21 protein-coding genes and 1 tRNA gene are annotated in these 21,887 nt (G+C 39.4%); 15 read left to right on the plus strand and 7 right to left on the minus strand.

The annotated features are described in order from the left end of the window. Positions 1-215: 215 nt before the first annotated feature. The 3 genes from OQ267_RS18905 to OQ267_RS18915 all read left to right on the plus strand — a co-directional run bounded on the left by OQ267_RS18905 (position 216) and on the right by OQ267_RS18915 (position 4,102). Positions 216-1,541, plus strand: coding sequence for an O-acetylhomoserine aminocarboxypropyltransferase/cysteine synthase family protein (locus OQ267_RS18905; RefSeq protein ID WP_265837483.1), 1,326 nt, complete (start codon positions 216-218; stop codon positions 1,539-1,541). Between the two features lie 39 nt (positions 1,542-1,580). Continuing rightward, positions 1,581-2,639, plus strand: a complete 1,059-nt coding sequence (locus OQ267_RS18910; protein WP_088301598.1) for a homoserine O-acetyltransferase family protein — start codon at positions 1,581-1,583, stop codon at positions 2,637-2,639. A gap of 218 nt (positions 2,640-2,857) precedes the next feature. Next, the gene (locus OQ267_RS18915) at positions 2,858-4,102 is read left to right on the plus strand and encodes a homoserine dehydrogenase (RefSeq protein ID WP_265837485.1); all 1,245 of its coding nucleotides are present in this window, start codon (positions 2,858-2,860) and stop codon (positions 4,100-4,102) included. A gap of 139 nt (positions 4,103-4,241) precedes the next feature. Here OQ267_RS18915 and OQ267_RS18920 read toward each other — a convergent pair whose 3' ends face one another. Beyond that, positions 4,242-5,012 (minus strand): queuosine precursor transporter, encoded by a 771-nt coding sequence (locus OQ267_RS18920; RefSeq protein ID WP_088301596.1) that lies wholly within the window; start codon positions 5,010-5,012, stop codon positions 4,242-4,244. 152 nt (positions 5,013-5,164) lie between these two features. Between OQ267_RS18920 and OQ267_RS18925 the strand changes: the two genes are divergently transcribed. The 6 genes from OQ267_RS18925 (at position 5,165) to OQ267_RS18950 (ending at position 11,229) form a co-directional block, all read left to right on the plus strand. Then, the gene (locus OQ267_RS18925) at positions 5,165-6,391 is read left to right on the plus strand and encodes a multidrug effflux MFS transporter (RefSeq protein ID WP_265837486.1); all 1,227 of its coding nucleotides are present in this window, start codon (positions 5,165-5,167) and stop codon (positions 6,389-6,391) included. 151 nt (positions 6,392-6,542) lie between these two features. After that, positions 6,543-7,688, plus strand: coding sequence for a methionine aminotransferase (locus OQ267_RS18930; protein WP_265837487.1), 1,146 nt, complete (start codon positions 6,543-6,545; stop codon positions 7,686-7,688). A gap of 18 nt (positions 7,689-7,706) precedes the next feature. Beyond that, the gene (locus OQ267_RS18935; protein ID WP_265837490.1) at positions 7,707-8,510 is read left to right on the plus strand and encodes a nitrilase family protein; all 804 of its coding nucleotides are present in this window, start codon (positions 7,707-7,709) and stop codon (positions 8,508-8,510) included. Between the two features lie 22 nt (positions 8,511-8,532). Beyond that, on the plus strand, positions 8,533-9,567 hold the full coding sequence (locus OQ267_RS18940; protein WP_265837492.1) for a N(4)-(beta-N-acetylglucosaminyl)-L-asparaginase: 1,035 nt from the start codon (positions 8,533-8,535) through the stop codon (positions 9,565-9,567). A 29-nt stretch (positions 9,568-9,596) separates the two neighbouring features. Next, positions 9,597-10,472 carry a YegJ family protein gene (locus OQ267_RS18945; protein ID WP_265837494.1) on the plus strand — a complete coding sequence of 292 codons (876 nt, stop codon included), beginning with the start codon at positions 9,597-9,599 and terminating at the stop codon, positions 10,470-10,472. Between the two features lie 10 nt (positions 10,473-10,482). After that, a complete protein-coding gene (locus tag OQ267_RS18950) occupies positions 10,483-11,229 on the plus strand; it encodes a copper homeostasis protein CutC (RefSeq protein ID WP_265837496.1) in 747 nt (248 codons plus the stop codon). A 26-nt stretch (positions 11,230-11,255) separates the two neighbouring features. On the opposite strand, the gene OQ267_RS18955 is transcribed toward OQ267_RS18950, so the two are convergent. The 3 genes from OQ267_RS18955 to OQ267_RS18965 form a co-directional block, all read right to left on the minus strand. Then, positions 11,256-11,663, minus strand: a complete 408-nt coding sequence (locus OQ267_RS18955) for a DUF983 domain-containing protein (RefSeq protein ID WP_265837498.1) — start codon at positions 11,661-11,663, stop codon at positions 11,256-11,258. 90 nt (positions 11,664-11,753) lie between these two features. After that, the gene (locus tag OQ267_RS18960) at positions 11,754-12,338 is read right to left on the minus strand and encodes a Crp/Fnr family transcriptional regulator (RefSeq protein ID WP_265837499.1); all 585 of its coding nucleotides are present in this window, start codon (positions 12,336-12,338) and stop codon (positions 11,754-11,756) included. A 23-nt stretch (positions 12,339-12,361) separates the two neighbouring features. After that, positions 12,362-13,348 (minus strand): D-alanine--D-alanine ligase, encoded by a 987-nt coding sequence (locus OQ267_RS18965; protein WP_265837501.1) that lies wholly within the window; start codon positions 13,346-13,348, stop codon positions 12,362-12,364. A gap of 198 nt (positions 13,349-13,546) precedes the next feature. Here OQ267_RS18965 and OQ267_RS18970 point away from each other — a divergent pair, with 198 nt between their 5' ends. The 5 genes from OQ267_RS18970 to OQ267_RS18990 all read left to right on the plus strand — a co-directional run bounded on the left by OQ267_RS18970 (position 13,547) and on the right by OQ267_RS18990 (position 16,977). Then, positions 13,547-14,317 carry a PASTA domain-containing protein gene (locus OQ267_RS18970; RefSeq protein ID WP_265837503.1) on the plus strand — a complete coding sequence of 257 codons (771 nt, stop codon included), beginning with the start codon at positions 13,547-13,549 and terminating at the stop codon, positions 14,315-14,317. 17 nt (positions 14,318-14,334) lie between these two features. Beyond that, positions 14,335-15,390 (plus strand): endolytic transglycosylase MltG, encoded by a 1,056-nt coding sequence (gene mltG, locus OQ267_RS18975; protein ID WP_088301588.1) that lies wholly within the window; start codon positions 14,335-14,337, stop codon positions 15,388-15,390. Next, positions 15,390-15,803 carry an acyl-CoA thioesterase gene (locus OQ267_RS18980; RefSeq protein WP_088301587.1) on the plus strand — a complete coding sequence of 138 codons (414 nt, stop codon included), beginning with the start codon at positions 15,390-15,392 and terminating at the stop codon, positions 15,801-15,803. Before mltG ends, OQ267_RS18980 begins: the two co-directional genes overlap by 1 nt. Positions 15,804-15,807: 4 nt before the next feature. After that, positions 15,808-16,797 carry a YihY/virulence factor BrkB family protein gene (locus tag OQ267_RS18985; protein WP_088301586.1) on the plus strand — a complete coding sequence of 330 codons (990 nt, stop codon included), beginning with the start codon at positions 15,808-15,810 and terminating at the stop codon, positions 16,795-16,797. A gap of 95 nt (positions 16,798-16,892) precedes the next feature. Continuing rightward, positions 16,893-16,977, plus strand: a tRNA-Ser gene (locus OQ267_RS18990). A gap of 292 nt (positions 16,978-17,269) precedes the next feature. Here the strand turns inward: OQ267_RS18990 and OQ267_RS18995 are convergent. Together OQ267_RS18995 and OQ267_RS19000 are read right to left on the minus strand one after the other, a co-directional pair. Beyond that, positions 17,270-17,437: a hypothetical protein gene (locus OQ267_RS18995; protein ID WP_172406511.1), complete on the minus strand. Its 168-nt coding sequence runs from the start codon at positions 17,435-17,437 to the stop codon at positions 17,270-17,272. Between the two features lie 320 nt (positions 17,438-17,757). Beyond that, entirely contained in the window at positions 17,758-18,381 is a 624-nt protein-coding gene (locus OQ267_RS19000) for a hypothetical protein (RefSeq protein WP_265817977.1), read from the minus strand. Positions 18,382-18,907: 526 nt separating this feature from the next. Between OQ267_RS19000 and OQ267_RS19005 the strand changes: the two genes are divergently transcribed. Continuing rightward, a complete protein-coding gene (locus OQ267_RS19005; protein ID WP_265837506.1) occupies positions 18,908-20,785 on the plus strand; it encodes a patatin-like phospholipase family protein in 1,878 nt (625 codons plus the stop codon). A gap of 147 nt (positions 20,786-20,932) precedes the next feature. On the opposite strand, the gene OQ267_RS19010 is transcribed toward OQ267_RS19005, so the two are convergent. Beyond that, complete coding sequence (locus OQ267_RS19010) at positions 20,933-21,712, minus strand: NIPSNAP family protein (protein ID WP_265837508.1); 780 nt, start codon at positions 21,710-21,712, stop codon at positions 20,933-20,935. Between the last annotated feature and the right edge of the window lie 175 nt (positions 21,713-21,887).

Below are 21,887 nucleotides of genomic sequence, written 5' to 3' on the forward strand. Positions count from 1 at the left end.
AACAGCAAATGTTTCCATTAAACTGTTGGTGTGCTGCAATGTGATGTATATGTCCCGTATGTGCTGTTGCATACGGTAATTTAAAAATCTTCCTCTCTTGTTTCTTTTCAAATTGGAAGGTCCCGGTTAACCGGGATACGCCCTGCAGGATAATTTACTTTTCTGATTTGTCCGCTCATTCCACTCATTACTTTAACCTTAATTATTAGAAAATTATGTCAACATCATATAAATTTGAAACGCTTCAGTTGCATGCTGGTCAGGAAGTAGACCCTACAACAGGTTCCAGAGCGGTTCCCATTTATCAGACCACCTCTTATGGATTTAAGAATGCGGAACATGGTGCTAACCTGTTTGCTTTAAAAGAGTTTGGAAACATCTATACCCGGCTGATGAACCCTACAACTGATGTTTTTGAAAAAAGAATCGCCGCTTTGGAAGGTGGTGTAGCCGCACTGGCGGTAGCATCAGGCCAGGCGGCACAATTTATCGCCCTGCATAATATCTTAGCGGCCGGAGATCAGATTGTTTCGTCATCACATCTATATGGCGGAACCTACAACCAGTTTAAGGTTGCATTTAAACGTCTGGGCATTCACGTTGATTTTGCAAACCCGGATGTTCCTGAAGAGTTTGAACAAAAAATCACAGAGAAAACCAAAGCCATTTACCTGGAAACCATTGGCAATCCGGCCTTCAGCATTCCTGATTTTGAAAAAATTGCGGCCATTGCCAAAACACATGATATTCCTTTTATTGTAGACAATACTTTTGGTGCAGGTGGATATTTATTTAAACCACTGGAGCATGGAGCAAACATTGTAGTAGAATCTGCTACTAAATGGATCGGCGGTCATGGTACCAGCATTGGCGGTGTGATCATTGATGGTGGAAATTACAACTGGGGCAATGGAAAATTTCCGCAGTTTACAGCGCCATCAGAAGGTTACCACGGATTAGTTTTTAACGATGTTTTTGGTATCGGAGGTCCGTTTGGTAACATCCAGTTTATTATTCGCGCCCGGGTAGAAGGCTTAAGGGATCTGGGACCTGCCCTGTCTCCTTTTAATTCTTTCCTCTTATTACAGGGATTAGAAACATTATCACTCCGCGTTCAACGTCATGTAGACAATGCACTTGAGCTGGCTACCTGGCTGGAAAATCATCCTTTGGTTAAAGAAGTACATTATCCTGGTTTATCCAGTAGTCCATACCATAACCTGGCCAAGAAATACTTAAGCAACGGCTTTGGTGGCGTTTTATCTTTCGAATTGAACGGAAGCAAGGAAAATGCCTCTCAGCTTATAGATAGTTTGAAACTGGTTTCTCATTTAGCTAATGTAGGTGATGCTAAAACTTTAATTATCCAGCCTTCAGCCACCACACACCAGCAATTAAGTGATGAAGCCCAACTGGCGGCCGGCGTTAAACCAAATGCACTAAGGGTTTCCGTAGGTATAGAGCATATTGATGATATTAAAGCAGATTTTGAACAGGCTTTTGCGGCTATTGGATCAAAAATCAGTCAGGAATCCCTGTAAGCTTAGTACCTATTCATTTTACAACATTACAATTTTACCATGAGCACTGCATCAACATATCATTATACCAAGCCATTTAAGCTGGAAAACGGGAAAAAAATTCGGAATCTGCAAATCGCCTATCAAACATATGGTAAACTAAATGCCAATAAAGACAATGTGATCTGGGTATGTCACGCGCTGACAGCCAATGCTGATGTATTTGAATGGTGGGAAGGTTTGTTCGGACAAAACGCACTGTTTAACCCAGAAGATCATTATATTGTTTGCGCCAATGTTTTAGGCTCGAATTATGGAACAACCAATCCGTTAAGCATTAATCCGGTAACCGGCCAGCCTTACTATTTATCTTTTCCACCATTTACCATCCGCGATTTTGTTGCCGCACATCAGTTGCTGGCCAGGCATTTAGGCATCGATTCCATTAAATTACTGATTGGTGGTTCATTGGGCGGACAACAGGCTGTGGAATGGGGAATTATCGAACCTTCCAGAATTGAAAATCTGATTTTAGTGGCCACCAACGCGGTACATTCGCCCTGGGGCATTGCCTTTAATGAAAGTCAGCGACTGGCCATTACCACAGACAGGACTTTCTTTGCCAACCAGCCCGATGGCGGCAGTAAAGGTTTAAAAACCGCCAGAAGTATTGCACTCCTGAGTTACAGAACCTACCATGCTTATGGCAGTACACAGGTGGAAAGTGTAAATGATAAAACGGATCATTTCCGGGCCTCCTCCTATCAGAATTATCAGGGTGAGAAGCTGATTAAACGCTTCAACGCTTACAGTTACTATTATTTGACCAAAGCTATGGACAGCCACAATGTAGGACGCAACAGAAAGAGTATTGCTGAAGCTCTAAAATTAATTAAAGCAAATACCTTAGTTATTGGTATCGAAAATGACTTTCTTTTTCCGGTGTCAGAGCAAAAATACCTGGCAGATCAGATCAATGATGCAACATTCGCGGTGATTCATTCTGAATATGGTCATGATGGTTTTTTAATTGAAACCAATGCCTTAACCAACATCATCGGCAACTTTATCAGAGAAAGCAGGGATAAGAAAATTATTAAGCTACAGCATACGGCCTGATAAAGTAGAGGGTAAAAGATTGAATAAAAGCCAGGCTAAACGAATTAAAAAATATTAATCAGACACGAAAACACTGAATCACGTAAATAAGGAATCTAATTCTGTGAAAATCTGTGTTTCCGTATCAAATAGAAGTTCACAAAAAAATAGTAGCGAAAAGCGCTTTGAGCACAAGTCCTGATACTTGATAATCGCTACCTAATACACTATAAAACACCATGAGTAAAAATTTAAAAATCGGTTTATTTGGCTTCGGAGTGGTAGGCCAGGGATTATTAGATATTATCCAGAGTCAGAACCTTAACCTGGAAATCATAAAAATCGCTATAAAAAATCCAAAGAAAAAACGTACGCTCGATCAACATTTATTTACGACAGACCGCCATGAGATTCTGAATAATTCAGAAATCAATACAGTAGTGGAACTGATTAATGATGCTGATGCCGCTTATGAAATTGTAACCACTGCTTTAAAAAACGGCAAAAATGTTGTCTCTGCCAATAAAAAGATGATTGCCAATCATTTAAAAGAGCTGGTTGAATTACAGCAGAAGTATGGTACATCATTACTTTATGAAGGTGCGGTTTGCGGTAGTATTCCAATCATCAGGAATCTGGAAGAATATTATGACAATGAGCTTTTTCATGCCTTAAGTGGCATCTTTAATGGTTCATCCAATTACATCTTATCGAAGATTTTTAATGAAAATCAAAGTTACAACGCAGCCTTAAAAGAAGCGCAAGACCTGGGCTTTGCAGAAACCGATCCGATTTTAGATGTAGGTGGTTACGATCCCAAATATAAACTGGCGATTGCCACAGCCCATGCTTACGGCTTGTTTGTGAATCCGGATGCTATTTTAAATATTGGTATTCAAAACCTTTCTGCTAACGACATCAAATATGCCCGTGAAAAGAATTTCAAAATTAAGCTGGTTCCTACTGCACGGAAAGTAAATACCAAGGATATCGTGACTTACGTATTGCCTAAGCTTGTTGCCAAAGATGATTTCCTGTATAATGTTGAAAATGAATACAATGCCGTAACGGTTCAGGCGGCATTTGCAGACAAACAATTCTTCTTCGGAAAAGGTGCCGGTGGTCATCCTACCGGTGCGGCCGTACTCTCAGATATTGCAGCTTTACGATATGATTATCGTTATGAGTATAAAAAATATCATTCAGAAAACGGTGTTAAACACACTGAAGATATTTTGCTGGAGGTTTATTTGCGTTATGCGGATGAAGACTTAGTGACCTTACTGGGTTTCGATGAAATTAGCGAACGCTATGCAGCCAGTAACTATAAATATGTGATCGGCACAGTTAAGTTAGAACAGCTGATTAAAAACCGTGATTTACTTTTGGAAAAAGACGTTTTTGTTGCCTATACCGGCAGACAGATCTACAAACAGGAGCAGGTTGCGGAAAATGTTTTCGCGGAAGAGCTGGCTTCCCTGTAAATTTTAAGGTTAATTTTTTTTTATTTGTTTTGTTGTTAAGCATTAAGGCTGGAGCGATTCCGGCCTTTTTGTTCATTTAAGCGGTTTACCCCCTTTTGAATTAGCATATTCTTCTTCATGATTAACGGCCAGGAAGAGACTAACCCCGCCCGGCCATTTCTGTGAGTTTTTTAGCCAAATCTTTTCCCAGGTAACTGTCGATAATCAAATGAACGATATACAGAATCGGGGTCATTAAAATGGCTACAATAAACTTGTAAGTATAATTTACCAGTCCGATGGCAGCAACCATTTTCCAGCTGTAGTGATATTGTGGATTGAGATAAAAAGCAATAAAGATGACCACAAAGCTATCGATGAGCTGGGAAACCAGTGTTGAACCTGTTGCCCGCAACCATAAAGCCTTTTCTCCGGTTACCCTCTTAATACGATGAAAAATTAAAACATCAGCCAGCTGCCCCACAATAAAGGCAATGATAGAGCCTACAATAATCCACATCCCCTGACCGAATATCCCTGCAAAAGCGTTGTTCATATTTAAATCTTCCCCGTTGATGTTTTGGTGTACCCAGAAATCTGCCGCACTTAAATGCATGGAACCCCAAACCACTAAAAAGGCAAATGCAATGAGGATAGAAGTAAGTATGGAAAGAAAGCGAACCTGCTTTACACCAAAATACTCGTTAATAATATCGGTCATGATAAAAATAATCGGCCAGGTTAACACACCAGCCGACATCACAAAAGACAGGTTTTTAACGCCTAATAAATTGATGTCAAACTTTTTAATCCCTAAAGTTTCCTCTACGCTAAATAATTTTACCCCAATAAACTCTGATAATATCGCATTCGCGACAAAAAAACATCCCAACACGAGAAATAGCCGGCTTTCTTTGGTTTTAAAAGTCATAGTGCATAAATCTAAAAATAATTCAAATCAGAATTACTGTACTTCGTGTTAATTTTTTTAACCATTTATCTTTTTACAATCATTCGACCTCAAAAATAGGTTAAATGCATAAATCTGACAATCTTTGCGCCTCGGAAAAACTATTCATGATTATGGCTCAGCAAAAAAAAATCTACCTTATCTTAATTCTGGGTTCCCTGGCAGCGCTTGGCCCTTTTTCTATTGACATGTATTTGCCTGGATTTGTAGATATCGCAAAAGACTTAAAAACAAATGAATCGTCGGTAGCCCTATCATTATCAGCATTTTTTATTGGTATTTCTGCCGGTCAGTTACTTTATGGGCCACTTCTTGATAAATTTGGAAGGAAGAAACCACTCTATTTCGGTTTAGCACTTTATATCGTTTCTTCATTTTTATGCCTTGCCGTAACTGATGTAAATCAACTTATTGTTTTACGTTTCGTTCAGGCTATTGGCAGTTGCGCCACCGCTGTAGCCTCCATTGCCATGGTCCGCGATTTATTTACCGTTGAAGAAAGCCCGAAAGTTTTTGCTTCTTTAATGCTTGTTATTGCGGTTTCGCCCATGCTGGCCCCTACTGCAGGTGGTTATTTAATTTCCACACTCAGCTGGAAATATGTATTCGTTTTTTTGGGTTTTATGGCGATTCTGATGCTGCTGGCTTCCATATTCAAATTACCGGAAAGCTATAAACCAGATCCGAATTACTCGCTGAAGCCAAAACCGATTTTAAATAGCTTCCTCATGGTACTGAAAGAACCGCAGTTTTCTACCTATGCCTTCATCAGCTCCATAACTTTTTCTGGTTTGTTTGCTTACGTATCATCATCACCAACGGTTTTTATGAAAATTTATGAGGTAAGCAAAACGGGCTATGGATGGATTTTTGCCTTGCTTTCAGTAGCCTTTATCGGTTCCAGCCAGTTAAATAGTTTAATTTTAAAATGGTTTAGCAGTAAAAAGATTGTCACCTGGGCATTAATGGCGCAATGTGTATTTAGTTTAATCTTCCTGGTTTTTGCCTTGAATGACTGGTTAAACTTATCTCTGACACTGGGCTTCATCGCTTTGTTCCTTTCCTGCTTAGGTTTCATTAATCCAAATGCAGCAGCGTTGGCACTGGCTCCATTTAGCAAAAATGCGGGTAGTGCTTCGGCCCTGATGGGGGCCTTTCAAATGGGACTTGGTGCTTTGGCATCAGTGGTGGTGAGTTTATTTAGTGAACATTCTGTTGTGCCCATGCCATTGGTCATGACGGTAGCTGCATTCATCGCCATGCTTTGTTTATGGATTGGAAGAAGTTTGATTAAAAGTGAGGTTGCCGCGTCAGCAGATGCGGCGGTTATGGCACATTAATCCTGCTGATTCAGGCAGGGTCATGCAAAAGAGCAGGCATCAATATCCGCCAACAACACATTGATTTCAAATCATTTAAACAATACCTCCAACGGCTTAAGCTAAAATAGAACTGCTTTTTTAAGCTTTTTTTGCTATTTTCGCTTATCACATGTTAAATATACAATCAAAACTCCCTGGCGTTGGGACAACCATTTTTTCGGTCATGTCGCAGCTTGCGACAGCGCATCAGGCCATCAACTTATCACAAGGTTTTCCTGATTATCCTTGCGATCCAAAACTTGTAGCATTGGTTAACCAGGCCATGAAAGATGGATTTAACCAATATGCACCCATGCCTGGTAATCATTTCCTAAATGAAACCATTGCACAAAAAGTAGAAAGCTTATATCAGGTAAAATATCATCCGGAGACTGAAATAACGGTTACAGCAGGTGGTACTCAGGCTATCTTTACTGCACTGGCGGCCATCATTAATTCGGGAGATGAAGTCATTATCTTCGAACCAGCTTATGATTGTTATGCCCCAACCGTCAGGCTTTTAGGTGGATTAGTTAAGACTTATGAATTGGCTCCTCCGCATTATGGAATCGACTGGGACATGGTTAAAAAACTGTTCACGTCGAGTACACGGATGATCATTTTAAATTCTCCTCAAAACCCCACGGGCAGTATTCTATCTGATGAAGACATGAAATCGCTGATCAAGCTGATCAGTGGAACAGATATCTTAATTCTGAGCGATGAGGTTTACGAACACCTGATTTACGATGAAGAAAAACACAATAGTGTGATGCTTTACCCTGAATTACGGGAAAGAAGCTTTATAGTGGCCTCTTTCGGAAAGCTTTTGCATGCAACCGGATGGAAGCTGGGCTATTGCCTTGCTCCGGCCTTATTGATGAAGGAATTTAGAAAAGTACACCAATTTAATGTTTTCAGCGTTAATAGTGCCATGCAACAAGCCATTGCAACCTATATCCGTGAACCTGGCAGCTATACTGAAATCGGCCGTTTTTTTGAAGAAAAGCGTAATTATTTTAGGGGATTATTAGCTGAAAGCCGTTTTGAACTGCTCCCTTGTAAAGGTTCATATTTTCAATGTGTAAGTTATGATCAGATCAGCGATGAAAAGGACACTGATTTTAGCATCAGGCTCATTAAAGAATTTGGCGTGGCCAGTATTCCGGTTTCGGCCTTTTATCAAAAAGCAACTGACCATAAAATTATCCGCTTCTGTTTTGCTAAAGAAAATGAAACCCTTGCTTTAGCGGCAGAAAAATTAATGAATGTTTAACATTTGCAAACCTAACATATGGAAGCACCTACCTACACGCAAATAGAAAACCTGAAAGTAACCATTTTTCAAGCGTACCTTTTTTGGGAAAATATAGAAAAAAACCTGGTTAACCTGGCACTTCGCCTATCTATGGGTGTTCGGGAAAAAACAGACCTGATTATTCTACCAGAAATGTTTAACAGTGGTTTCAGCATGAATGCCGAAACTTTGGCTGAAGAAATGGGTGGTCCGACGATGCAATGGATGCAGAAAACAGCTGCACTATACAATTGCGTGGTTACCGGCAGTTTGATTATCAAAGATAATGGCCGTTATTATAACCGCTTAATCTGGATGAATAGAGATGGCGAACACCAGCATTATGACAAACGCCATTTATTTGGCATGGGTGATGAAGATGAAAATTTCAGTTCCGGTGAAAACAAACTGATTGTCGAGCTGAAGGGCTGGAAAATCAGGCTGGCGGTATGCTATGATTTGCGATTTCCGGTTTGGTTACGCAATGTAAATGAAGAATATGATATCCTGCTTTTAGTAGCCAGCTGGCCCGACCGGCGTTCTGCACACTGGAAAGCACTGATTCCTGCCCGGGCCATCGAAAATCAGAGTTACGTAATTGGCGTAAACCGTGTAGGACATGATGGTAACCAGGTTTATCATGGTGGCCATTCGATGGTCATTGATCCATATGGCAATACTGTTTATTATAAGCCGGAAGATGAAGACATGTATACCGTTACCATCAATTACGAAGAACTGGCCAAAATCAGGCGTCAGTTTCCTTTTTTAAGAGATGCAGATCAATTCACTATCCTATAAAAACAACCTCTAATATAGCATCATGTTTAACCGACGTAAATTTATAAAAGCTTCTGCCCTTTCTGCAGGCTTACTGGCCATCGATAAAACCAGTATGGCCAATGCCATTCCTTCACAACCTGCAAAGGCAAAAAACCTGCCCATTGTGATCTCTACCTGGGATTTTGGTATTGCAGCCAACGCTGATGCCTGGAAAGTATTGTCAAATGGAGGAAGATCTCTGGATGCGGTTGAGCAAGGCGTTTGGGTTCCGGAAGCCGATGAAAAAAACCAAACCGTTGGTTATGGTGGTTTGCCCGACAGGGATGGCAAGGTTACATTGGATGCCTGTATCATGGATGAATTGGGGAACTGTGGTGCTGTGCTGGCTTTAGAGCACATCAAGCATCCTATTTCTGTTGCCCGTAAGGTAATGGAAAAAACGCCGCACGTGATGCTGGCTGGCGATGGTGCCCTGCAGTTTGCACTTGAACAAGGCTTCAAGAAAGAAAACCTGCTCACGCCATCCAGTGAAAAAGCCTGGAAAGAATGGTTAAAAACTGCTAAATATGAGCCGGTAATGAATATTGAGAACAAGTTCTATGATAAAGCTGCACCTCAAAAATTACCTGGAAACCAATATAATCACGATACCATTGGTATGCTGGCTATTGATGCAAAAGGAAACATTTCGGGGGCATGTACCACCAGCGGTATGGCTTATAAACTGCATGGCAGAATTGGAGACAGTCCGATTATCGGTGCAGGTTTATTTGTAGATAATGAGGTAGGTGGAGCAACATCAACAGGTGTTGGAGAAGAGGTTATCCGGAATGTAGGTTCCTTTTTAGTGGTTGAACTCATGCGTCAGGGTTATACTCCGGAAGCGGCCTGTAAAGAAGCCGTGATGCGCATCATTAAAAAGAAACCCGAAACAGCTAAAAATATTCAGGTAGGTTTCTTAGCGATCAATAAAAAAGGTGAATATGGAGCTTATGCCATTCAGAAAGGATTCAGCTACGCCGTATGTAATACTGAAAAACAAGATTTATTAATTAAGGGCAAGAGTTATTATTAATACCATAAACCATTAAAATACCTATCAGAATGGGGTTCCTATCTAAAATTTTCGGCAAAAAAAACGTGGCAGAACGAAAAGGTGAGCCTGGCATGGTTTATATTCCTGATGCTGATGAAGGCATGAAATGGGCCATTGAAAAAGCGAACCTTACACTTTGGTATTTTGAAGAGAGTCTGAATCAGCCAAAAAGTGATCAATCCAGTTTTTCCATTAAAGTGCAGATTCTGGATGGCGAAATAAGCGAGCATATCTGGCTTACTGATCCCAGTTTCGATGAATCGGGTAATTTGTTTGGCGTGGTAGGTAATGTACCTGTTGATGTGAAAACTGTAAAGGCTGACCAGAAAATAGGCGTTGATCGAAATTATATTTCAGACTGGATGATTATCGAACAGGGCAGGCTGATTGGTGGTTATACCATCCGGGCCATCAGAGATTCTATCCCAGATGTGGATAAAGCACAGTTTGACGAAAGCATTGGTTTGTATATAGATGAAGGTGTTGACCATTTCAGAACTGATTTTAATACCCCGGAAGGCGCTATTCTTTCGCTCGAAAAAGCTTATAACGATCAGAATCTGGATGCCGCACTTGCCTGTAAAGATTTTTACGAAGAAGCTAAAATGATGCTGTCCAAATTATCTATGGAAACTGATAAAGAAATGATTGCCAATACCGCCGAGGTACTGGAGCTTTCGTTCATCAATCATATTCAGGAGCATGGCTTCCCGAATTTCTCAGATTTGCAACATGCATTTCCAATAAGAGAAAAAATTGATGATACCCATTATACCATTACAGAGGTTTGCTGGTTTCCGGATGGAGGTGTATCAGTTGAAAAATTAAATACCTATAAATCTGCTTCCGGATGGAAGGTTCTTGGTCCGGTAAATGAAGCATAATCTTAAAAACATGCCTGGTACTTTAGAAGTTTGTGCAAACTCTTATGCCTCTGCCCTGGCTGCACAGTTAGGTGGTGCCAAACGGGTAGAGCTTTGCGATAATTTAGCTGAAGGTGGTACTACACCAAGTTATGGACAGATTAAACTGGCAAAACAGCAACTAAATATTGCCATATGGCCAATTATCCGTCCGCGGGGTGGTGATTTTCTGTATACCGAAACAGAGTTTAATTTGATGAAGGAGGATATCCTAATCTTTAAATCATTAAACTGTGAGGGGATCGTAATCGGAATACTAAAAGAAGATGGCAGTATAGACCTATCCAGGTGCCGGGAGTTAATTGAACTGGCCAAACCGATGCAGGTAGCCTTTCACAGGGCTTTTGATATGTGTAATGATATGGAGAAGGCCCTGGAAGATCTGATTGAAATGGGCATTGTGAGGGTACTATCGTCCGGAGGTGCCGCATCTGCTTTTTCCGGTATGGATCAATTGGCCAGATTGGTTAAACAGGCAAATGGAAGGATTACCATCATGCCTGGTGCGGGTATTCATGCTGCCAATATTCAGGAGCTTTATGCCAGAACAGGTGCTACCGAATTTCATGCTTCAGCCAAAGTATGGGTAAAAAGTAAGATGGCATACCTTAATACAACAGCTAAAATGGGCAGTATTGAAGATGAATATCAATATGAATTAACGGCTGAAGAAAAAGTAAGAGAACTGGTTACACAACTTGAAAATTTAAATCCATAAGTAAATTCAATATAACCAGACTTGGTTTATACCTTTTGGATTAAATCACCGCTTCCGGGAACGTAATGCAAACCGGGAGTCAGGTAGTGAAGTAAAATCACCCTCGAATACCGGTAATTAATCGGTGAACAAAGCAATACCCCAAAAAGGATCAATCCCACGTAATACCACAGGTTTTCATAAATTAGGGGAAGGCCTAATACATAAGACGCTACGCCAATGGTAATAATTTCAGCAACATTCATCGCATAACTCACAAACATCGCCACATAAAAAAAGCCTGGTTCACGTTCAAATTTGAGATTGCAATGCGGGCAATAAATATTGGTTTTCTGTAGTTTGTACGAATAAGCACTGCCTGTGAAGATATCTCCTTTGCGGCAACGTGGACACTTACATTGTATAAAAGCCTGGAAACTTGTTAAATCAGCCATATTGTATTTATTAATTATACAAATTTAAAGCTAATATCGGCCCCGATTTATGATCTGCATCATATTCATAAAGCGACCTGATAAAAAATGTTACTCTAATCGTATGATCTTCCCGCGAGACAATGAAATTAATCCTTTTTTAGATAGCAGTTTAACACCTCTGATGACAGTTTCTACCCTTAGTCCGGTCATGTCTGCAAGTTCCTGCCTTGTAACCTTTAGCGGTGCGCCAACAACTACATCAGGTAGCAGGTAATTAATAATAGTCAACAATCGATGCTCTGCTTTTTCATTGGCCAGTTCTTCCAACATCATCGATTTATAGAATAAACGCCTGCTCAGTGTTTTAATTAGTGACATGCCGAAATCCGGTTCATTTTCAATTAAAGCAAAAAAATCCTGCCTGTTCACCTGGATGATCCGTGAAACCTTATTCACAATTGTAAAAGCCAGATAAGGCTTGTCAATCAGCAATGCAGGTTCTCCAAAATACTGACCGGCCTTAAATACACCCTGAATAAATTCCTTTCCATCATCGCTGATGGTCACCATCCGCACTTCGCCCGATTGAATGAAATAGACGTAGCGCGGTTGCATGCCGGGTTCATAAATGATGGCATCCTTCTGGAAGGTTTTTGTGGTAAAGCCTTTGTCTGTAAGCTTCTGGATTTCCATCAGATCATTCTTTTAAGATTAACCTAACCAATGGTTTCTTTTAACAGGCTGGTATAAAATTCTTTCAGGGATATACCCATTGCTGCAACCTGCTGTGGAATGAAACTGGTAGCCGTTTGTCCGGGAATGGTATTGATCTCAATAAAATAGAACTTACCGGTTTCATGTTCCAGGAAATAATCTATCCGAACCACTCCCCTGCAATTCAGTTTTTTATATATCGCTTTAATGATGCGGTGAACCCTCGAATATTCCTCTTCATTCATGTTTCCTGGGGTAATTTCTTCAGCAGCACCAGGCGTGTATTTGGCCTCGAAATCAAAAAACTCATTGGCCGGTATCACTTCGGTAGTAGGCAATACGGTTACCTCACCTTTGGCGCTGTATACCCCGATTGAAAATTCCCTGCCACTCACAAATTCTTCAATTAATACCTGGGGATCTTCTTTAAAGGCCTTTTCTACCGCATCTTCAAGATCTTCCGTACGTTTTACCTTACTCATCCCAATGCTGCTGCCTCCACTGTTTGGTTTTACAAAGTACGGTAATTTTAAATCCTGCCTGATTTGGCCAAGATCGTAATGACTGCCTTTAAAAATCTGAACAGATTTAGCGGTATACAAATCATCGATATCATGAACAACTGCTTTGGTATATCCTTTGTTCATGGTGATGGCAGACGTTAAAGCATCGCAGGTGGTATAAGGAATATGAAGCATATCAAAATAACCCTGTAATTTTCCATCCTCACCTGGTGAGCCATGAATGGCGATGAAAACACCATCAAATTTAATCTTCCTCCCTTCTATGCTAAGCGAAAAGTCATTCCGGTCAATTTCAATTTTAACAGAATCGGCCGGCTCATAAAACCAGCCATGGTCATTAAGCATAATTTTATAAACATCATATAAATCAGCATCAATATGATGCGAAATAGTGGCTGCACTTTTTACAGAAACAACCCATTCGCCTGTGGTACCGCCTGTTAACAAGGCAATCGTTTTTTTCATGAGAAAATTCTTAAGTATAAATTGAATTTGATTCTAAATATATCCCCAAAAATATAAATATCTTTGTGCAAAGTTTAATAATTGATGAATTGAATCAAGGATTAATGGTGTGATTATTGCTTTCAAAACGCCGGAAAGATTCATTCACTCTTTAATGATTACATTTGATTTTTACGCAAACACCAGAATTTAATATTCATGTCCAAATTTATAGCATATTTAAAAACCAAATCCTTCAGGACTAACATTATAGCTGCACTTTTAACCGTTGTGGGCCTCTTGCTCGTTGCTTTTTTCAGTTTGCGGTACTATACCAAACATGGCCAGGGCTTGAATGTTCCGCTGGTTAAAGGTCTATCTTTTGAACAGGCCGTACGTAAACTGGAAGATGCCGGGTTAAAATATGAGGTCGATTCTGTATTTATTATGGATCAGCCGGCCGGGATTGTGATTGACCAGGATCCTGATCCGAATACTTTTGTAAAAGACAACCGGACCATTTATTTAACCATCAATGCTGGCAAGATTCCAAACACCAAGTTTCCGGATATTGCCTTTAAAACCTTAAGGGAGGCACAAGCCGTTATTGAAAGTTCAAGACTTAAATTAGGTGATACCACCTATAAACCCGACGTGAGCCGGGATGTGGTATTGGAAGCAACTTTTGGCGGACAACCTATACAGCCTGGCGATATTGTTCCTGTTGGCTCCAGAATTAACCTGGTGCTGGGCGACGGCCGTGGTAATGAAGAGGTTGATATTCCACAACTAACAGGTTTAACCGTTGATGAAGCTAAGTTTAGTTTAAAAGGTTCTAACCTAACTTTAGGAAATATTCTTTATGAAGGCGACATTACCGACAGTGCTAACGCGGTTATTATCAAACAAGACCCAATACCGGTAGACTCTTTAACGAAAGTGGCCATCGGCACAAAAATTAATGTTACGCTATCCAATAAGCAACCATAAACACGCTTTATAAAAAAATGACTGAAATAGAAAAAAAGAAGATGAGTACCGGAAAAAAAATCATACTAGCCGTCGTTGCAGCCATCGTGCTGGTTGCTGCCTATTTTGCACTCAATTTTTACAAGATATACTTCTCTCCCAACATTACTGAGAATCAAAAATATTTATACATCAAAACCGGAAGCAATTATGACCAGCTGGTCGCTGAAATGCAAAAGAAGGACATCTTAAAGAGCGTTTCTTCTTTTACCGCTGCCGCAGAGAAAATGAACCTGGCTGCCAATTTAAAACCTGGCCGCTATCGCCTTAAAAAAGGCATGACCAACCGGACTTTAGTGAACCTGATTAAAGCGGGCAACCAGGAGCCGGTGAAACTGAAGTTTCAGAACATCAGGAAGAAAGAAAATTTCGCCGCTTATCTTGCCAGTAATTTAGAGGCAGATTCACTAAGTTTTATCAATGTTTTGGATTCTACAGATCTGATTACCAAATATGGCTTTAACCAGGACAATATTTATACGATGTTTATTCCGAACACCTATGAAATGTACTGGAATATAGCTCCGGTTGATTTTTTTGAGCGGATGCACAAGGAGTATGAAAAATTCTGGACACCTGAACGCAAGCAAAAGGCAGCAAGCCTGAACCTTACGCCCACTCAGGTTTATATCTTGGCATCTATTGTTGATGCCGAAGCGCTATACGACAAGGAAATGCCAATCATCGCTGGTCTTTATTTAAACCGGTTGAACAAAGGTATTTTGCTTCAGGCAGACCCAACTGTGATTTTTGCCAATAACGACTTTACCGTAAAAAGGGTAACCGGAAAGCTATTGCAGGTACAATCTTTATATAATACCTATAAGTATGCTGGTTTACCCCCGGGACCGATAATGATGCCCAGTATTAATGCCATTGATGCAGTATTGAACCGGGAACAGAACAATTACATTTACATGTGTGCAAAAGAAGACTTTTCAGGATACCATAATTTTGCGGAAACAAAGGCACAGCATGAAATCAACGCCAAAAAATACCGTGAGGCATTAAACAAAAAAAATATCTACAGGTAATGTTTGTACATGAAACAAAGGTGAAGGTCCGATATGCAGAGACCGATCAGATGGGTGTGGTTCACCACGGTAATTACGCCCTGTATTATGAAATTGCCCGTACGGAATGTTTCGAGGCTTCTTCAGGCATTACTTATGAGTCTATGGAAGCTGATGGCGTGATGCTTCCTTTACTGGAACTACAATCAAAATTCCTGAAACCTGCATTCTATAATCAGGTTTTAACCGTCAAATGCCTGGTAAAAGAATTGCCAACTGTACGTTTACATGTGGAATATGAAATTTACAATGAAGCTGAACAACTGATCAACATTGGCAAAACGACATTGGTGTTTGTAGATAAAGAAACGAGAAGGCCTTGTCATCCGCCAAAGAATTTTATGGATGGGATTCAACCTCATTTTACAACATAATTAAATGGAATGGTTACACCGGCAGTTATTACATTTAAACATCTACGCGAAGTTTATCGAGTGGACGAAGAACTGTGTTCTGCCTGGTTTCAGTCCCTTACCCTTATATACGGTAGCCACTTTCTTTTTTAAAGAGATAGGTAAAGATACGCTGGTGAATAAATCATCGTCACTTGCCTATAGTTTTATGCTGGCTATTTTCCCAGGTATTATTTTCCTGTTTACACTGATCCCATTTATTCCGATTAAAGGTTTCCAGGATCAGTTATTAAGTCTGATTGAGCTTGTTTTGCCGCATAATGCATATGAAGCCTTTGAATCTACGCTGAATGATATTGTTAAAAACCAGAATACGGGTTTACTCTCCTTTGGTTTTTTATCGGCTATCTTTTTTGCCACGAACGGCGTAAAAAACCTGATGAAGGCTTTTAATAAATCGTCACTGATTATCGAAACCCGGGGCTGGATTAAACAGCGGTTGATTGCGCTGGCACTAACCGTATTTATCTGCCTGTCTATTATCGCCTGTATCACAGCCATGGCTTTAAGTGAAGTACTTTTAAAGTACATTAAAGATGAGCTTCATTTAAAGGCTAGCCTGGCGGTTTATGCCATTCAGTTTACACGCTGGGCTTTACTGGCAGGTTTATATTTTATCACCATTTCGATTTTATACCGTTACGGCCCTTCTCATGCAAAAAAATGGAGATTGTTTAGTGCCGGTTCATGGCTGGCTACTATTTTAGCTTTTATTACCATCTGGGGATTTTCATTTTACATTAATCACTTCGGCTCTTATAACAAGGTTTATGGCTCCATTGGTACTTTAATTGTAGTGATGATCTGGCTATACCTCAATTCTTTTATTCTATTGATCGGGTTTGAGCTGAATGCCAGTGTTGATGTGAGTAAGCGCAGTGTTAAAATTATTCGCCCCACCTTTAATCTCTTTAAAAAAAGTGATCCCATTGATGAAAATTTCCAGAAAAAATAATTTTTTCTTCCTCTGTTTTAAGCAATTATCAATTTAATATAAAAAAAACAACATCATAGTTTGCAGATTTAGCTGGAGTTCGTACTTTTGCCTCCGGAAAGCTGGCAGAGTGGTCGAATGCGGCAGTCTTGAAAACTGTTGACTGTCATAGGTCCGGGGGTTCGAATCCCTCGCTTTCCGCCGGGAGGGTCTTTTATCAAAGACCCTCTTTTTTTTGTCTTGATTTTCCAAAATCTTCATCCCTCCCACTGGATCTAAAGAATTTCAAAAACGTCTGAACATACTTAAAAAACTAAAATGCAGTATACCTGCTATTTAAAAGCCTTATTAAATTAATCTCGAATCATTACATCAGTATTTACCTTAAAAAAGATATAAATATAATGGTCGCTTTTGAGAACGGGCTGCACATAAAAAAGCCGTTTCAAAATTAATTTTGAAACGGCTTTACTTTAAAAATTGATGCTATGCATTATTTTTTAACAGCAGCTTTTTTTGCTTTGTGGTGTTTTTTGGCAGATACTTTTTTAACCTGAGTTTTTTCGGTTTTAGCTTTAACAGGTTCCTTGGTTTGTGCATTTACTGCATTAAATGTAAATGTAGCTACCAGGGCGATCATTAAAATTTTAATTGCTTTCATGTTGATTTTTATTTATGGGTTTATAAATCTTGTTGATTGTTTAATAAAGTTCAACATATCAAATGAAGAATTAATGAATATTTATGAAGGGTATTTCTAATTTTTAAAGGCACAAAATAGTTATCAGAGAGATATTGAGAGCTGAATTATTAAAACGATTTTATTGGCCATCGGGGCAACCTGGTATTGGTAAGTTCTCAATCAAAAACTGGTCAGAAAATCTCAAGATGAAATATCTGAATCAATCCAAAACTATGAAAGCCTTTGGATGATCAGAATTACAGAAAGAGAAACGCTTCTTTAGCGAAATTTCAAATAGGTTAATGCAACCTTACTTTAACGATTTCTCCATTTTCTTTAACCTCTACAAACTCTTCAATCCTGTCCTGATGGTCAACTGTATATTTTTTTTGCTGATAATAATTGGTCTGTCCGCCATAACTGTTGTAACCCGAACCTGTATATTCATTGTAATAGCCGTTGGAGGTCCAGTCTAAAAATCCCTGTAAAAAGTATTTACCTGGTTTCATTTCCGGAAAAGTAAATTTACCATCGCTGTTCGTAATGGCTTCCAGCCTGTACATGTAAGCCGCTGTCGAGAGGTAAACATAACGCCTCTTTCTAAAATTCTCTTTGTCTTTCCTCAGTTGGTACCAGGCTTCAAAATAAGGGGTAACCGGTAATAATACGACCTTAATCTGATTGGCCAGAATTCTTGCACCGGCTCTGAAGCCCATATTGTTTTTTGCCTTTGTAAAAGCCACACCTTTTATGGTAGCAGTTCCTTTAGCCAGCATTTTTTTTGCCTGCAGGGAGTCAAAAACAACTTCAGGGTAGAAGATTTGCTTTTTATCTTTTTCTTCAGGCTCTTTATACTGTGCCAGAGAATGATAGGCAACACCACCAATGATTGCAATGGTTAAAACAAAACTTTTTAAATTCATAGGATTAATATTTATACATTTTGTAATCTTTATTTATAGGTTTTAAAGATGATGAAAACAAGCTTCAGCTTACGATCTCATAGCATCACCCGAGGTCTGATCTGTTAACATTCCGGATAGACAATCATTTTAAATGCAATTTAGATGGTACGATGAATTGGAGACAAAGCTAGATGAAGAAATCTCGTAAATAAATACCAATATTTGTTGTTTTTTTTCTACTTATTTTCTGGTATATAATGATATCAATAAAGCATATCTATGATCACTTGTACTCTATTCAAATGTCAATGGGCAATACATGCATCGACAATGTAAGCCTGCCTTATTCCGTTAATTTAAAGAACGGTTAAACAATCAGATAACCTGGCATTAGGTTACAGTAAAATTATAGCGGCACATGGGATATAAAATGTAAGCTATCGATGCAGCAAAAGAAACAACTTATTTTTTTATCTTAGGTCTAAGAATATCCATGTATTCTCAGTTATTTAAAAAATTTACGCTTACTCAATTTCTTATTAAAATGACGAATGACACGCTCATCACATTAAATCCATTCCAAAATATAGCCATGGCCTTTTCAGGCGGCGGATTCCGCGCTGCATCTTACGGCCTGGGTACTTTAAGCTACCTGAATCACCTCGAAAGCAATGGAAAATCATTGACAGAAAGAATCAGCTTCATTTCTTCAGCCTCCGGCGGAACAATTGCCTCCATGCTTTATGCTGCGGGTGTGCATCAGGATCAGCCATTTATCGATTTTTACAGGAAGCTTTATCATGATCTTAACGGCGAGGCCATAGTAGAACTTGCTTTGACTACCCTAAATGATGATAGCCGATGGCAGGCTGGTGCTGACTTCAAACAGCGAAACCTGATCAATTCTTTTGCAAAGGCCTATGATGAGATCTTTTTCAAACAACAAACCCTATCTGTTTTTTTTGAAAAAAGCTATAGGAAAAAGATGGAAGTTTGCTTCAATAGTACTGAATTTTACCGGGGGCTTAGTTTTCGTTTTCAGACGGATGGAACAGACAATCCACATCAGGTCATTGGAAATAATTACCTCTGGTTTGATCATAAGCAGCTGGAAACCTTTAAAAAGATCAAATTAGGTGACGTGCTGGCCGCTTCTTCCTGTTTTCCAATTGGCTTTGAACCCATTGTTTACCCGTCTGATTTCAGTTATGCTGATTCTCCGGAAAAAACATTAAATGCAGAAGCATTAAGATCAGCACTTTATTATGAAAATTATAATGAAAAAAGCTTCCCGCTGTCGTTTGTACCGGAAGGTGGACTAACTGCTCAAGAGGAAAAGGATAGTCATATCAACACTGTAGCATTGATGGATGGCGGAATCACGGATAACCAGGGACTTTCCAGCCTGATGCTGGCTGATAAAAAAAGACGTAACAGGGTAAAACCTGACCCATTCGACCTGATCATCGTTACCGATGTAGCCAGTTATTTTATGGACAGTTATGAGTCTCCGGCGATCGAACAAAAGCAGGGCTGGAGAAAAAACAGCCTGAATTACTATCTCACCAAATTTAAAAAGACGGCAAAAAACATTAACCGTTATCCCCTGCTGTTTGGCTTTACCTGTATCATTTTGGCCGCAATGGGATGGATTTTCAAACATTCAGAAATAAACTTACTGTTGATCATTTTAGCCAGTGCTACCGCTACTCTTACTGTTCTAAGTAGTATGATGGTATATTCATCTACAGGTAAAAAGCTGATCAATAGCCTCATTACTTTTGATTTAAGGGAATTGCTTTACATTAAACTCGGCCTTCAAAAGTTTTTCTCCGCCATTATTACCGATAAACTGGCTGGTTACCTGCAGTTCACCCGATTGAATGTACTTGAGCAAATGATCAAAGCCAGGTTAACTTCCGCAGTGACGATGGTATCAGACGTTAACTTAAAGCAGGTCAGGCGGCTGATTTACCAGATATTTTTCGAGGATTCGAGATGGGATAACAGGCGGGTGCCCAATTTTATTTACGAGTTAAGTACTTATAATATAGCCGCCAGGCACAACCGGTTTAACAACCAGAAGCGTTTAAAATGGCTGCCTACACCGGCTGATAAACAGCTCCTGCTGGAAGGTCTCGAAAAAATTAATCCCATAGCCGAAATCGCCCGTTCAGCTGATACCACCCTCTGGTTTGATGCCATTCAGGTGAAAGGTGAAGTGCTTAAAAAAATTGTCAGCACCGGGCAGTTTACCACCTGTGCAAATCTGCTCGAATATGTGATTTCGCTGGAAAGGAAAAATGTTGCCGTAGACCCTGCCCATCAGGCTGAACTTACACACTTAAAAAGCCTGCTGGAACGTGATTTTATTCATTTTAAAGAAAATCCGTATTTTCTTTTTGATCAACTTAAAGATTGAAGCACTTAACGACTTGCAATCAGCTAACTAAATTGTTCAAAAAAAGAATAGCCATTTGATATTAAAATTTATCTCCCTGATCGGTTTAAGTCAAATCCGGATGCTGTATCGCATTTTCCAGATTTTAGAAAATAAGTAGGTTATAAATTAGATATCGGAGTAATCTGTTGGATAAAGAAAGGTTGTTACATTTTTTGAGACATTGTTCTGATACTGTGGTAATCCGCTGATCTTTTTGTACTCCGGTCCGAATGCAGTCCAGTGATTATAGCGACCAGCCTTGTTGTTAAAGGTTGTCATATACATCAGGTTGGGCATTTTGCTTCCAGAGATGACCTGACCGTAGAATACCGCATTGAAATTAAGTTTATTAAAAATACTGATCTCCAATTCATTGAACATGGCAATTTTATTGAGTGAAAGTTTCTCGGTACTGGCTTCATAACTTCTGAGTTCGTACACCCTTTCTGCTTTGGGCGATGTTAATTTCGGTACCGCAGGAGAAGGCATACCTTCAAAAGCTTTTAAAATAATTGATTCCATACGCAAAAAAGGCGCCTGATTGAATGCTGCATTTAAATAGTCATTTCCTGCGCTGAGGTAAGTCTGGTCTTTTTGCAATGCCTGCTCCATTTTCAGGTAATTTTCAATTTTCCTGAACGGGATCAATACGTAAATCAGTAGCTCAGCAGAATCCTTTTGAATGGGTTTGAATACGCCGACACCTGAAATTCCTTGCCGGTGTAATGCAGGCAAATAAGCATTTTCCAGATAATGGTCGACTGTTTTTTCCTGTGCCGCATCTTTGAGATGATAAATCTTAATCTGATAATAATATGCAGGTTTAGCGGCAAAGGACAAATTGTACATAAATACAATAGCGGCACTGAAAATCAGCTTTATAAGTGAAGACTTAAATATTGTCATGATGAGAAATAATTTGAGATTAACGATATGAAGTCAGCAACAGAGGATTAATTTTAGATAAAGCTTTGAAAGTGGTAAAGTCGTAATTTAATGTATAATATGGATAAAAAAGCTTATCTAGTTAATTTATATGTAATACCTGTTATCATAATTTTGGTCATTATTTAATGGCAAC

This window comes from Pedobacter sp. MR22-3 (assembly GCF_026240075.1).
Classification (GTDB): Bacteria; Bacteroidota; Bacteroidia; order Sphingobacteriales; family Sphingobacteriaceae; genus Pedobacter.

Excerpts from the sequence above, each read along its gene's own strand:
- OQ267_RS18905 (WP_265837483.1), top strand. The coding sequence starts at position 216 with ATGTCAACATCATATAAATTTGAAACGCTTCAGTTGCATGCTGGTCAG.
- OQ267_RS18910 (WP_088301598.1), top strand. The coding sequence starts at position 1,581 with ATGAGCACTGCATCAACATATCATTATACCAAGCCATTTAAGCTGGAA.
- OQ267_RS18915 (WP_265837485.1), top strand. The coding sequence starts at position 2,858 with ATGAGTAAAAATTTAAAAATCGGTTTATTTGGCTTCGGAGTGGTAGGC.
- OQ267_RS18920 (WP_088301596.1), bottom strand. The coding sequence starts at position 5,012 with ATGACTTTTAAAACCAAAGAAAGCCGGCTATTTCTCGTGTTGGGATGT.
- OQ267_RS18925 (WP_265837486.1), top strand. The coding sequence starts at position 5,165 with ATGGCTCAGCAAAAAAAAATCTACCTTATCTTAATTCTGGGTTCCCTG.
- OQ267_RS18930 (WP_265837487.1), top strand. The coding sequence starts at position 6,543 with ATGTTAAATATACAATCAAAACTCCCTGGCGTTGGGACAACCATTTTT.
- OQ267_RS18935 (WP_265837490.1), top strand. The coding sequence starts at position 7,707 with ATGGAAGCACCTACCTACACGCAAATAGAAAACCTGAAAGTAACCATT.
- OQ267_RS18940 (WP_265837492.1), top strand. The coding sequence starts at position 8,533 with ATGTTTAACCGACGTAAATTTATAAAAGCTTCTGCCCTTTCTGCAGGC.
- OQ267_RS18945 (WP_265837494.1), top strand. The coding sequence starts at position 9,597 with ATGGGGTTCCTATCTAAAATTTTCGGCAAAAAAAACGTGGCAGAACGA.
- OQ267_RS18950 (WP_265837496.1), top strand. The coding sequence starts at position 10,483 with ATGCCTGGTACTTTAGAAGTTTGTGCAAACTCTTATGCCTCTGCCCTG.
- OQ267_RS18955 (WP_265837498.1), bottom strand. The coding sequence starts at position 11,663 with ATGGCTGATTTAACAAGTTTCCAGGCTTTTATACAATGTAAGTGTCCA.
- OQ267_RS18960 (WP_265837499.1), bottom strand. The coding sequence starts at position 12,338 with ATGGAAATCCAGAAGCTTACAGACAAAGGCTTTACCACAAAAACCTTC.
- OQ267_RS18965 (WP_265837501.1), bottom strand. The coding sequence starts at position 13,348 with ATGAAAAAAACGATTGCCTTGTTAACAGGCGGTACCACAGGCGAATGG.
- OQ267_RS18970 (WP_265837503.1), top strand. The coding sequence starts at position 13,547 with ATGTCCAAATTTATAGCATATTTAAAAACCAAATCCTTCAGGACTAAC.
- mltG (WP_088301588.1), top strand. The coding sequence starts at position 14,335 with ATGACTGAAATAGAAAAAAAGAAGATGAGTACCGGAAAAAAAATCATA.
- OQ267_RS18980 (WP_088301587.1), top strand. The coding sequence starts at position 15,390 with ATGTTTGTACATGAAACAAAGGTGAAGGTCCGATATGCAGAGACCGAT.
- OQ267_RS18985 (WP_088301586.1), top strand. The coding sequence starts at position 15,808 with ATGGAATGGTTACACCGGCAGTTATTACATTTAAACATCTACGCGAAG.
- OQ267_RS18995 (WP_172406511.1), bottom strand. The coding sequence starts at position 17,437 with ATGAAAGCAATTAAAATTTTAATGATCGCCCTGGTAGCTACATTTACA.
- OQ267_RS19000 (WP_265817977.1), bottom strand. The coding sequence starts at position 18,381 with ATGAATTTAAAAAGTTTTGTTTTAACCATTGCAATCATTGGTGGTGTT.
- OQ267_RS19005 (WP_265837506.1), top strand. The coding sequence starts at position 18,908 with ATGACGAATGACACGCTCATCACATTAAATCCATTCCAAAATATAGCC.
- OQ267_RS19010 (WP_265837508.1), bottom strand. The coding sequence starts at position 21,712 with ATGACAATATTTAAGTCTTCACTTATAAAGCTGATTTTCAGTGCCGCT.